This window comes from Thermovibrio ammonificans HB-1, from assembly GCF_000185805.1.
In the GTDB taxonomy this organism is placed as follows: Bacteria; Aquificota; Aquificia; order Desulfurobacteriales; family Desulfurobacteriaceae; genus Thermovibrio; species Thermovibrio ammonificans.
In genome coordinates this window covers 1,672,333-1,682,965 of sequence record NC_014926.1, presented here as the reverse complement: position 1 = coordinate 1,682,965, position 10,633 = coordinate 1,672,333, and the positions used below count along the sequence as shown (strand labels likewise).

The 10,633-nt window shown below is 53.4% G+C and carries 15 protein-coding genes; 8 read left to right on the top strand and 7 right to left on the bottom strand.

The genetic code is table 11. From position 1 onward, the window contains the following. Nucleotides 1-59 precede the first annotated feature (59 nt). The 6 genes from queA to THEAM_RS08785 are packed head-to-tail and all read left to right on the top strand — an operon-like array spanning nucleotide 60 to nucleotide 5,145. Nucleotides 60-1,091 (top strand): tRNA preQ1(34) S-adenosylmethionine ribosyltransferase-isomerase QueA, encoded by a 1,032-nt coding sequence (gene queA, locus THEAM_RS08810; RefSeq protein WP_013538470.1) that lies wholly within the window; start codon nucleotides 60-62, stop codon nucleotides 1,089-1,091. Then, the gene (locus THEAM_RS08805) at nucleotides 1,021-1,917 is read left to right on the top strand and encodes a DUF3108 domain-containing protein (protein WP_157629638.1); all 897 of its coding nucleotides are present in this window, start codon (nucleotides 1,021-1,023) and stop codon (nucleotides 1,915-1,917) included. Before queA ends, THEAM_RS08805 begins: the two co-directional genes overlap by 71 nt. Next, nucleotides 1,917-2,387, top strand: coding sequence for an NUDIX domain-containing protein (locus THEAM_RS08800; RefSeq protein WP_013538468.1), 471 nt, complete (start codon nucleotides 1,917-1,919; stop codon nucleotides 2,385-2,387). Before THEAM_RS08805 ends, THEAM_RS08800 begins: the two co-directional genes overlap by 1 nt. Next, nucleotides 2,377-3,792 (top strand): bifunctional UDP-N-acetylglucosamine diphosphorylase/glucosamine-1-phosphate N-acetyltransferase GlmU, encoded by a 1,416-nt coding sequence (gene glmU / locus THEAM_RS08795; protein ID WP_013538467.1) that lies wholly within the window; start codon nucleotides 2,377-2,379, stop codon nucleotides 3,790-3,792. The genes THEAM_RS08800 and glmU overlap by 11 nt, the downstream gene beginning before the upstream one ends. Next, nucleotides 3,767-4,546 (top strand): indole-3-glycerol phosphate synthase TrpC, encoded by a 780-nt coding sequence (gene trpC, locus THEAM_RS08790; RefSeq protein WP_013538466.1) that lies wholly within the window; start codon nucleotides 3,767-3,769, stop codon nucleotides 4,544-4,546. Before glmU ends, trpC begins: the two co-directional genes overlap by 26 nt. Next, nucleotides 4,531-5,145 (top strand): redoxin domain-containing protein, encoded by a 615-nt coding sequence (locus THEAM_RS08785; protein ID WP_013538465.1) that lies wholly within the window; start codon nucleotides 4,531-4,533, stop codon nucleotides 5,143-5,145. Before trpC ends, THEAM_RS08785 begins: the two co-directional genes overlap by 16 nt. Nucleotides 5,146-5,166: 21 nt before the next feature. On the opposite strand, the gene rpmB is transcribed toward THEAM_RS08785, so the two are convergent. Then, nucleotides 5,167-5,355, bottom strand: a complete 189-nt coding sequence (gene rpmB, locus THEAM_RS08780; protein WP_013538464.1) for a 50S ribosomal protein L28 — start codon at nucleotides 5,353-5,355, stop codon at nucleotides 5,167-5,169. A gap of 124 nt (nucleotides 5,356-5,479) precedes the next feature. Between rpmB and THEAM_RS08775 the strand changes: the two genes are divergently transcribed. Together THEAM_RS08775 and THEAM_RS08770 are read left to right on the top strand one after the other, a co-directional pair. Beyond that, nucleotides 5,480-5,980, top strand: a complete 501-nt coding sequence (locus THEAM_RS08775; protein ID WP_013538463.1) for a DUF2062 domain-containing protein — start codon at nucleotides 5,480-5,482, stop codon at nucleotides 5,978-5,980. Next, nucleotides 5,964-6,689, top strand: a complete 726-nt coding sequence (locus tag THEAM_RS08770; RefSeq protein WP_013538462.1) for an N-glycosylase/DNA lyase — start codon at nucleotides 5,964-5,966, stop codon at nucleotides 6,687-6,689. The genes THEAM_RS08775 and THEAM_RS08770 overlap by 17 nt, the downstream gene beginning before the upstream one ends. Here the strand turns inward: THEAM_RS08770 and THEAM_RS08765 are convergent. The 6 genes from THEAM_RS08765 to rseP form a co-directional block, all read right to left on the bottom strand. Further along, a complete protein-coding gene (locus THEAM_RS08765) occupies nucleotides 6,640-7,269 on the bottom strand; it encodes a hypothetical protein (protein ID WP_041439609.1) in 630 nt (209 codons plus the stop codon). The two genes, THEAM_RS08770 and THEAM_RS08765, sit on opposite strands and share 50 nt — an antisense overlap. A 1-nt stretch (nucleotide 7,270) precedes the next feature. Then, nucleotides 7,271-7,699: a hypothetical protein gene (locus THEAM_RS08760; RefSeq protein ID WP_013538461.1), complete on the bottom strand. Its 429-nt coding sequence runs from the start codon at nucleotides 7,697-7,699 to the stop codon at nucleotides 7,271-7,273. A 3-nt stretch (nucleotides 7,700-7,702) separates the two neighbouring features. Continuing rightward, entirely contained in the window at nucleotides 7,703-7,912 is a 210-nt protein-coding gene (locus THEAM_RS08755) for a hypothetical protein (protein WP_157629637.1), read from the bottom strand. Between the two features lie 55 nt (nucleotides 7,913-7,967). Next, entirely contained in the window at nucleotides 7,968-8,342 is a 375-nt protein-coding gene (locus THEAM_RS08750; protein ID WP_013538459.1) for a roadblock/LC7 domain-containing protein, read from the bottom strand. A 212-nt stretch (nucleotides 8,343-8,554) separates the two neighbouring features. Continuing rightward, complete coding sequence (locus THEAM_RS08745; RefSeq protein ID WP_013538458.1) at nucleotides 8,555-9,346, bottom strand: TlyA family RNA methyltransferase; 792 nt, start codon at nucleotides 9,344-9,346, stop codon at nucleotides 8,555-8,557. Continuing rightward, nucleotides 9,343-10,623: an RIP metalloprotease RseP gene (gene rseP / locus THEAM_RS08740; RefSeq protein ID WP_013538457.1), complete on the bottom strand. Its 1,281-nt coding sequence runs from the start codon at nucleotides 10,621-10,623 to the stop codon at nucleotides 9,343-9,345. Before rseP ends, THEAM_RS08745 begins: the two co-directional genes overlap by 4 nt. Nucleotides 10,624-10,633 lie beyond the last annotated feature (10 nt).

The window sequence follows — 10,633 nt, the reverse complement described above, 5'->3', positions numbered from 1 at the left end:
TTCCCCCGTTCAAAACCGGGGAGGTTAATTTACTGTTGAAACCCTCTTCGGGGGCAGAGTTGAAAGTTAGCGACTTCGATTACCACCTTCCAAAGGAGCTGATAGCCAAGTTTCCCGCAGAGCCCAGGGACTCTGCAAGGCTCATGGTTCTCCACAGGGATACAGGCGAAATTGAGCACAGGATTTTCAGGGATATAGTGGACTACCTGGTTCCGGGAGACGTTCTCGTTCTCAACGATACCAAAGTTATACCGGCAAGGCTGCTTGGCCGGCTCTCTACCGGGGCAAAGGTGGAGCTTCTGCTCCTCCGGCAGGTTGAGCCCGACCTGTGGGAGGTTATGGCAAAGCCCGCGAAAAAGCTCAAAACCGGCAAGGAGCTCGTTTTTGAGGGAGGCCTCAGGGGCACTGTTGAGGGCTACGCCGGAGAGGGCAGAAGGCTCGTGCGGTTCAGGGTTCCCGAAGGGGTGAGCTTTATGGAGCTACTGGAGCAGGTGGGCCACGTTCCCCTTCCTCCCTACATAGAGAGGGAGGAGAGGCCCGAGGATAGGAAGCTCTACCAAACGGTGTTCGCCTCCAGGCCCGGCGCCGTTGCCGCTCCTACTGCAGGTTTGCACTTTACTGAAGAGCTTCTGGAGCGGCTCCGGGACAAGGGCATTATAATTAAAACCGTTACCCTACACGTGGGGCCGGGGACTTTTAAGCCTGTTAAAGTTGAAGAGGTTGAAAAGCACCAGATGGACTACGAGGTCTACAGCGTTCCCCAGGAGACGGCCCTCGAGGTGAACAGGGCCAAGCAGGAGGGCCGAAGGATTGTGGCCGTTGGTACAACTGTTGTTAGAACCCTCGAGAGCGCCGCAGGGGAAGACGGCACCGTTAAGGCAGGTGAAGGTTCCACCAACCTCTTCATCTACCCCGGCTACAGGTTCAAGGTTGTTGACGCCCTTGTGACCAACTTCCACCTGCCCCGTTCAACGCTCATCATGCTCGTTTCGGCCTTTGCCGGAAGGGAGAAAGTACTCAATGCTTACAGGGAAGCTGTTAAAGAGGGTTATCGTTTCTACAGCTACGGTGACGCTATGTTTATCGTGTAGTTCCTTAGGGGCCGACGGCTACAGGCCGAAGCTCCTTATCTCGAAGCACCCCTCTCGGTACGACTTTGCCGGAGAGGAGCTGAAGTTTCGCCTCTACTGGACCATATTCCACGTTGCCGACTCGAGCTCGAAAGTTACCCCCTTAAAAGGGGGGAGGCTGAAGCTCTGGGGGAAAATCTCCACGGCCGGAGTTGCCTCCTGGTTCAAGAAAATCTCCGACGAAGGCTACTCTATCTGGAACCTGAAAACCCTCACCCCCGAAAAGACCTACCTCTTCCAGTACGAGGGCCACTACCAGAGGGAGAGGGTCTACACCTACGACCTTAAAAAGAGGGTGGTTAAATACGAGAAAATCAACCCCAAGAAACACAAAGTTGAAGTTAAATACATAAAAATTCCCTTTATCCCCTTTGAGGATATAGTTACCTCCACCTACTTCTTCAGGAAGTACGGCCGCTTTAAGGTAGGGGCCGAAACCGTTTTCCCCCTGTTTGCAGGGGGCAGGTTCCAAAACGTCAGCTTCAAAGTTGTGGCCAAGGAGAAGGTAGAGACCCTCTTCGGGAAGATAGAGGCCTACAAGGTTATCCCCTCCAACAACCTCTCTCCCGAGGGGGCCTTTGAGAGGAAGGGAAAGGTGGTTATGTGGTTTTCGGCAGACGAGCGCCACCTGCCAATTAAAGTGGAAGCGGAAGTTGCCATAGGCAGCGTCAGTGCCGTTTTGGTAGATGCCAAAGGAAGAGGTTTCGACCTCCGTAAGGAGTACGAGAAGGTGAGGAAGAGAAACTTCCTTCAGCAGATTCTCTCCGGTGAAGTGGGAGGTGACTGATGCCCTTTCCGCCCAAAACGCCCTACCTGGCCGTAGACGCCCTGGTAAACGTTCAAAACGAAGCGGGAGAGTTCCTCGGGATAGTTCTCATAGAGCGCAAGTACCCTCCGGTGGGCCTTGCCCTTCCCGGGGGCTTTGTTGAAGTGGGAGAGACCGTTGAACGCGCCGTTATAAGGGAGATGAAGGAAGAGCTTACCCTCGACGTTATACCCATAAGGCAGTTTAAAGTCTACTCCGACCCTAACCGGGACCCGAGGGGTATCCACGTTGTGTCGGTAGTCTTTGAGTGCGTTGCCCGGGGAGAGCCCGTAGGCTCAGACGACGCCAAAAAGGCCCGGATATTCCACTACGACGCCGTGCCTCTTGAGAGGCTCGTTTTCGACCACTCAAAGATAGTCCGGGACTACCTAAACGACCCGGAGGCCGTTTTTAAAAAAACTGTAACTACGGGGGAAAGCAGTGGGGTTTAAAACGGTAGTTCTCGCAGCCGGGAAAGGCACAAGGTTCAAGTCGGAGCTTCCCAAAGTCCTCCACCCCATACTGGGTAAGCCTATGCTCTGGTACGTTGTGAAGGCGGCCCTTGAGGCCGGCTCCGAAGAAGTTATAGTGGTTGTAGGCCACAAGAGGGAGCTCGTTGAGGAGTTCCTGAGGGAGAACTACCCTCAGGTGAAAACGGTTTACCAGAGCCGGCAGCTGGGAACCGGCCACGCCGTTGCCCAGTGCAGGGAGCTCCTTAAAAATTACTCGGGTAAAGTTGTGGTTCTCAACGGGGATACCCCCCTTGTAAGGCCCGAAGACATAAAGGCCGTTGCATCTACTCCCGGCGATATGGTTGTTCTTACGGCAAAAACCGAAGACCCTACCGGCTACGGCAGGGTGGTTCGCGACGGCAACGCCGTTTTGAAGATAGTTGAGGAGAAGGACGCAACGCCGGAAGAGCGTCTTATAACCGAGATTAACACCGGAATATACGCCTTCTCGGCGGAGCCTCTCTTCAGGGCCCTTGAGCAGATAGACAACAACAACGCTCAAGGGGAGTACTACCTGCCGGATGTTCTAAAGGTCTTCCAAAAGGAGGGGCTTTCGGTTGTTCCCGTTCTCACCAGCGACTTTGAGTCTGTAATGGGGGTTAACAACAGACACCAGCTCGCGGCTGCAGAGTCGGTTATGAGGGACAGAATAGTCAAGGAGCTTCAGCTCTCCGGCGTTACCGTTCACAACCCCCAAACCGTTTACGTTGAGCCCGACGTTACGGTTGAGCCCGACGTTGAGCTCTTCGGCCCCCTCTACTTAAGGGGCAAAACCGTTATCAAGAAAGGGACAGTAGTGGGGCCCTTCTGCGACATAAGGGATTCCTTCATAGGGGAAGGGTGCACCGTTGAGAGCCACTGCTGGATGAGCGGGGCCACTCTGAAAGGAGGTGCCTCCTGCGGACCCTTCTCCAGGCTGAGGGAGGGAACCGTCCTTGAGGGTGGCTCTCGGGTTGGAAGCTTTGTAGAGACCAAGAAGGCCCACCTGAAAGAGGGAGCCAAGGCCAACCACCTCACCTACCTTGGTGACTGCACTGTAGGGGAGAACACCAACGTTGGAGCCGGCACTATTACCTGCAACTACGACGGCTTTGCCAAGTGGAGAACGGAAATAGGCAGAAACGTTTTCGTTGGCAGCAACACCCTCTTTATAGCTCCGGTAAAGGTGGGAGACGGTGCGATAACTGCCGCCGGCTCTGTAATTACCCGGGACGTTCCGGATAACGCCCTGGCCGTTGCCCGTTCCAAGCAGGTAAACTACCCGGGGAAGGCAGAGTCGGTAAGGGAGAAGGCGAGAAAGCGGGCAGAGGAGGCAAGAGGTGACAATCCTCGACAGAATAGTTGAGTACAAACGGCAGGAAGTTGAAGAGCTTAAGAAGAAGTTCAACCTCTCCGCCCTGCGGGAGGAGGCAGAGCGCCTGAAGGTTCCCTACGACTTTAAGGCTGCCCTTACGGCCAACGGCGTTAACATCATAGCCGAGGTGAAGAAGGCCTCACCCTCTAAGGGGGTTATCCGCGAGGATTTCGACCCTGTTGCCGTAGCCAAGGCCTATGAGAGGGGCGGGGCCAGGGCCGTGTCGGTCCTCACCGACAGGAAGTTCTTCCAGGGCTCCCCCTTCTTCCTGAGGCAGGTAGCTGCGGAAGTGAAGCTCCCCGTTTTAAGGAAGGACTTCATAATAGACGAGTTCCAGATTTACGGTGCCAAGGCCCTCGGGGCTTCCTCGTTTCTCCTCATCGTTTCCATACTCTCCGACGACCAGCTCAGGGACTTCATAGAGCTCGGCAGGGAGCTCGGCATGGAGCCCCTGGTTGAGACCCACACCGAGGAAGAGGTTGAGAGGGCTTTAAAGGCCGGAGCGGAGATAGTGGGGGTTAACAACAGGGATTTGAAAACCTTTAAGGTTTCCATCTCTACAACTCTGAGGCTGCTGCCGATAATCAAGTCTGAAGGTAAGGTTGCCGTTTCCGAAAGCGGCATAAAGGGGAAGGAGGAGATAGTTACCCTGAGGGAAAGGGGAGTGGACGCCTTCCTCGTAGGAGAGACCCTTATGCGCAGCGACAACCCCGAGGAGGTTCTCAGAAGTTGGGTCGCCACTTAGTAGCCTTAGCGCTTCTTGCCATATTCGCCCCGGCTAACGCATTCGCCGACTGGTACATACTGCTTCCCAAGAAACCCCTTCCGAAGAGGGAGGTGACAAAGCTCCCGAAGCTGAAAGTTGCACCGAAGAAGGTAAAGCCTAAACCCTACTCCGTTGAGGTTAAAAAGATAATCGCCCCGGCCTTTTCGGTGCCGCTGTTTGGGGAGGGGAAGCTCTGCTCGAGGGAGCTTCTCGGTAAAACCGTTGTCGTCTTCTTCGTAGACGGCCTCTTCACCCCCTTTACCGAGAGGCTCGTTTCTGCCTTGGAGAGGTTGAACCTGAAGGGGACTACTTTTATCGTCGTTTCGGTAAACGACGCCGACTTTGCCCAGGTTTACCAGTTTAAAAGGCTCATGGGCGTAAAGCGGGTAGTGGTTTCCGCAGACAGCTACGTTTACAAGCTCTTTAAGGAGAGGGTTAAGAACCTTTCGGTCCCTTCCGTTGTTGTTATAGACAAGTACGGCTTTATACGCTTCTTCTCGCCCAACTTAGAGAAAGTACCCCTCGAGAGGGCAACGGCCCAGCTCCAGGAGATAGTGAGGAGCCTCCAGAAAGTTTAAGGGGCCGGCAGGAGCCGGCTCTTATATGGCCTTCTGAACCTTACCGGCCTTGAGGCACTTGGTGCAGACCCAAATCCTCTTCTTCTCGCCGTTTACGATGGCCTTAACCCTCTGGAGGTTTGCCCTCTGCTTCTTGCTGGTTACCCTGTGGGAGTGGCTCACCTTGTTTACGAATATGGTTGTCTTTCCGCATATAGCGCACTTGGCCATAGTCTACCTCCCGATAGAAGTGCAGTGGCAAATTTAACACTAACGGTTGGCTCTTTCAATAGCGGAGTTCACGTGGAGTGCGGCCTTGATTTCCCAATAAATATTTTATAAACTGAAAAACGTTATGAAAGGTGGAATAAAGTCTGCCCTATCCCCGAAGTTCTACCTGAACAAGCTGCTGGAGCTGAAGGAGCGGTCCGACGAGACGGCAAAAGGACTGGCCTTGGGCGTTTTTATCGGCTTTCTGCCGATAATCGGCTTTCAGGTGATAGTTGCGGTAACCATAGCAACCCTCACACGGGCGAGTAAAGTTGCCGCCGCCGTAGGGACCCACGTAACGAATCCGTGGACAACGATTCCCATCCTCATATTCGACTACTACGTTGGCTGTTTCGTTATGGGCAGGCACGCCTGCTTTCCCAAGGTAGACCTTTCTTCTTTCCACTCCCTCCTTGCAAGCGGTAAGGAGATTCTCGTTCCGATGTTTGTCGGGGGGGTTCTTTTGGGCTCCATCTGCTCCGTTCTCTCCTACTTCGGCATAAAGAGGCTCCTTGAGAGGAAGGTGAGGGAGGTCAGGGAGTACGCCGGGAAGGTGAAGGAGCAATCCCTTGCGGAGCAGGAGTAACAGCCTTTTAGAGGCCCTTGCCGCCTTTACCGCCGACGACGCCCGCCTGATTGAGGAGTACGACAGGCAGTTTAGGGCCCTGAAGAGGCTTTATGCTTCGGTGAATGACCCCGAGCTGTTTCTGAAGCTCGTTGTGTTGAACGCCCTCCTTTCCTACCAGCTCTCTATGAGGGGCGAGGAGTACTGGGAGAAGTTCTCCGACTTTTTCTCCTCCGGCAGGGGGCTCGAGGAGTTCCCCGAGTTTCTGAGGCTCTACAACAGGCGTTTTATCGGGGCTAAGCTCAAGAGGTTTGAGAAGGCCTTAAGGTGCGTTGAGGAGTTATTTAAGGAGGGAGTTGAACCCTTAGCCGAAGACCTTTCAGCTTTTGTCGGCAGGCTTGCCACCTGTATGGGGCAGAAGGAAAGCGCGAAAACTGTGGTTTTTGCGGCAAAGATGTTCCTCTACGGCTACAGGGTGGCCTTCGGCAGGGAGCCGCACGGCATTGAAGGGGTAGAGATACCGCTTGATTCGAGGCTCTCGAAGCTCCTCCCCTCCGTTAAGGGGTGGAGGGAGCTCGCCGAGGTTGTTGGAATTCCGCCGGTTCACCTGGACGCCGTTGTCTGGGTTCCTATGGGGATGTCTCCTGCTGAGGTGAAGAGCTTACCTCTTCCCCTTCGCTCTAAGGTGGAGAGGCTACTTGAGGTTTTGAAGGGGTTGCGCTCCCGGTAAGGAGCTTCCCTATCTTCCCCTTGAGCTGCCTCGCAAGGGCAAAGGCCTTCCCTATGTTGAGGCTGTGTGAAACCATCAGGAAGCGGCTTTTATCTTCAACCAACGAGATTGCGGTGAAGCCGTTGACCTGCAGTATGAGCTCCTTAACCGCTCCGAGCTTCTTGGTCTGGCACTTTGAGAGTCTCTCTATTGCCCTCTGGAGCTCGTTTTTCATCCTGAAGTTCCCTTTAAACTCAACCTCTACCCCGTTTAGGGAGAAGAAGAGGTAATCTACCTCCTCTTCGGGGATGGTCTCCTTTATGAGCTCTGCGAACCGCTGCCTAAGCTCGGCGGCCGCCGAGACTCCTTTCTTCTTTACCGCCGAGAAGACCTTTTTGTAGAGGAGCTTCACCACCGAGGAGTGAAGCTCTTTCACCTGGGTGCCGGGATCTGAGCCTTCGGGAACTTTCTTCGTAATCTTCTTTAAGACCCTGCCGTCTTTAACGATAACGCTGACAACGGAGCCGCTTTTCGGTTTGAACTCGGTTTGGATGTCGAACGTAACCCTTCCTATCGTCAGCTTCTCGTTGAGGCAGAGCATTTTACTCTATCCTCAGGCTGTTTAAGTAGGATACGAGTGCCCCTATGGGGGTCTGCTTACCCGTTACAACAACCAGGTAGAAGTTCGGTTTTGTAAACCTTTTGATAAAGACCCTCACCCCCTCGAGGCAGACGAAGGAGAGTATCTGGCCGTCTGCGCTGAGCCGGTGAAGCTCGTAGATGAGGGGGGAGAGCTTCTCAACCTTAAGGGGCGCCCCTTTGGGGCTAACCGGCTCCTTTGCAACCAGCAGACCGGTGTCCGAGAATACGGCAACTTCCTTTATATCCCTGAACTTAGAGAGCTCCTTCTTAACCCTTCCGAAGATGGGCCCCAGTATCCTGTTCTCCTGGGTCAGGAGAAGGGGCCCGTCGCTTTTCTTCTCCTCGGCGCCGAACAGGGAGGGGAAGCTCCTTACAAGGTTCTTAAACATCACTTAGGCTCCTCTCTTCTCCATGTTCTGGATGAGCCTGTTTATGAAGTTGAGCAGTAACGGAGTAACTCCCTGAAGGTCTTCCTCGTGGACGTCCATGTGGGCAAGGATTTTCATGATGCCCCTGAAGAACTCAACCTGAGTTATCTCGTGGCTTTTCATCTTCTCCATCAGTTGGTGAAGCTCCTCTTTTGCCATTGCGCTTCCCTCCATAATTCCCCCCCTTAAAGAGAGTTTCTTCTCCTTAAGAGAGTGCGGTTAGAGAGTTTTAAAGGCTCTTGAGTTTCTTAACCAGCTGTTGCATTGCGATGATTAGCACTCCCAACTTCTGCCCCGTTGGTGCGAGAACGCCGAGAACCACGTTCTCTCCCAGCGAGACGATTGCAAGGTAGCCGTTCTCACCTTTAACGATGATTTCCGAAAGCTCACCCTTGTTTGAGTCGTTGAGCAGACCCTCAACCCCCGCAAGAACCGAGGCAAAATCTGCGGCCAGGAGGTCCCTGTCCAGGTCCGAGGTAAAGTAGCTGACAATCTCCAGACCTTCGGCGGAGGCAACTATCGCGCCGTCCAGCCTGTTCCTTGTTACAAAGTCCCTGAGAACGGCTTCTCCCTTCTCCGTGAGGCTTGCGATGTCGATGGCCATTTTCCCCCTCCGAAAAGTGAGTTTAAAGTGAAAAAGCTGAACTCAGATTCTTAAAACACCTTTAATTGATGCTTGATTTTTAACGTTTCTAAAGGGATAAAACCCCTGCCCACACAATAGAATATATTCCGAATATAAAATTTTCGTGAAAAATTCGGGCTATTTAGGTTCTTAACTTTTAAATACCATGCTATTAATTGAAACGGAGGGGGTTAACGGCTGTTTATCGCCTCTTCAATCTCCCTGTCGGAGACCCTATCGTCTGAGCTGTTCTGGGAGAGGAGAACGAGGAACTCCTTGTTGCCCTTAGGCCCCAGCGGCTTAGATAGCGTTATCCCCTCCGGGTAGAGCCCTATCTCCCTGGCGAAGTTCAGCACCTTCTCTACCGCTTTCCTGTGGAGCTTCGGGTCCTTAATAACCCCCTTGCCTTTATCCACCTCTCTCTTTGTGAGCTCAAACTGGGGCTTTATAAGCGCCACCACCTTGGCTCCCGGTTTTAAAAACTGCTTCACTACGGGGAGAATTTTGGTAAGGGAGATGAAGGAGACGTCTATAACCACAAGGTCTACCCTTTCGGGAACTTCCTTTTCGGTGAGGTACCTTGCGTTAAACTGCTCTATTGAGACTACCCTCGGGTCGTTCCTCAGCTTCCAGTCGAGCTGCCCCTTGCCTACGTCTACGGCGTAAACTTTTCGGGCGCCGTGCTTTAACAGGCAGTCTGTAAAACCTCCCGTAGAAGCGCCTACGTCGAGGCAGGTGAAGCCTTCAACATTTAAGTTGAAGGCCTTAATGGCTGTTTCCAGCTTCAGTCCGCCCCTTGATACGTAGGGGATATCCTCGCCCTTAACCTCCACTCTTGCGTCGGCGGGAACGGCCGTTCCAGCTTTGTCTACAACCTGTCCGTTTACGAGCACTTTACCTGCCATTATGAGGGCTTTTGCCCTCTCCCTGCTCTTTACGATTCCCCTCTCAACGAGCAGTTTGTCCAGCCGCTCCTTCTTCATTGGAAGAGCCTCATTATGTCGTTGTAGAAAACTATCACCATGAGTAAGGCTATAAGGGCAAGGCCAACCTGCTGAAACTTCTCCCTAAAGGAGGCAGACAGGGGCCTCCTCCTTACCATCTCTATGAGGAATAGGAGGATGAGTCCGCCGTCGAGAACCGGTAGCGGCAGCAGGTTAAAGTAGCCCAGCTGCAGGCTTATAAAGCCCATGAAGTAGATGAAGTTCGACAGGCCTGCCTGTGCCGCCTTGCCTGCCACCTGGGCTATGAGTATCGGCCCTCCGAGGCTCTTTATAGAGGCCTGTCCGGTTACCAGCTTGTACAGGAAGGTGAAAAAGAGCTCGGTTTGGTTCTTAAACTCCTCTATGCCCTTTTTAAGGGCCTGAGGCAGGGGGTATTTAACGTAGGTGAGGTCTATTTTCGGGACTATGCCGATTGTGTACCTGTGGAGCTTCCTGTTAAGGTGGGGCTTAACCTTTACGGTTAGTTTCTCTTTACCCCTCAGAATCTCCAACTCAACGGGCTTGCCGCCGCTGTTACTTATCGTTTTTACAACCTGGTTCCAGCTTGTAATTTCCCTTCCGTTGATTTTAAGGATAACGTCTCCCTCTTTTAGGCCCGCCTTGGCGGCCGGAGAGTTCTTAAGGACTTTGCCTATTATCGGCTTTATCGCCGGTACAACCGGTAGTGTTCCGATACCGTTTTTGGAGTCTTCGCCGGTTTTAACAGTTACGTTCAGCTCTTTTTCTCCCCTTTTAACAACCAGGTGGAGCTCCCTGTTCGGGTTCAGGGCTATCACCTCGTTGAGCTGTTTCCAGTTTTTAACGGGTTGGCCGTTTACTTTCTCTATAACGTCTCCGGGTTTCAGGGGGAGTCTCTTATCTACCACTATTCCGACCTTTGCCGCCTCTACCTGGTAGCTGGGGACGTAGCGTCCCAGGGTGTAGGAGGCCGTAAAGAAGATAACGGCAAGCAGCAGGTTCATCAGCGGCCCTGCCAGGGCTATTACTATCCTCTGCCACGGAGGTTTGGCGTAGAACTCGTAAGGGTGTTTCGGCGGTGTGTCGGGATCTTCGCCGGCCATTTTAACGTAGCCGCCGAGGGGAATCAGGCTTACTGCAAACTCCGTGTCGCAGCAGCGGAACTTCAGTACCTTCGGCCCGAAGCCTATGGAGAAGGTCTCCACTCTCACTCCGAAGGCCCTTGCGGCTATGAAGTGGCCGAGCTCGTGGACGAATATGAGTATTCCCAGGGCTACTATGAAGTAGAGTAAGGTCATGCAGCCTCCT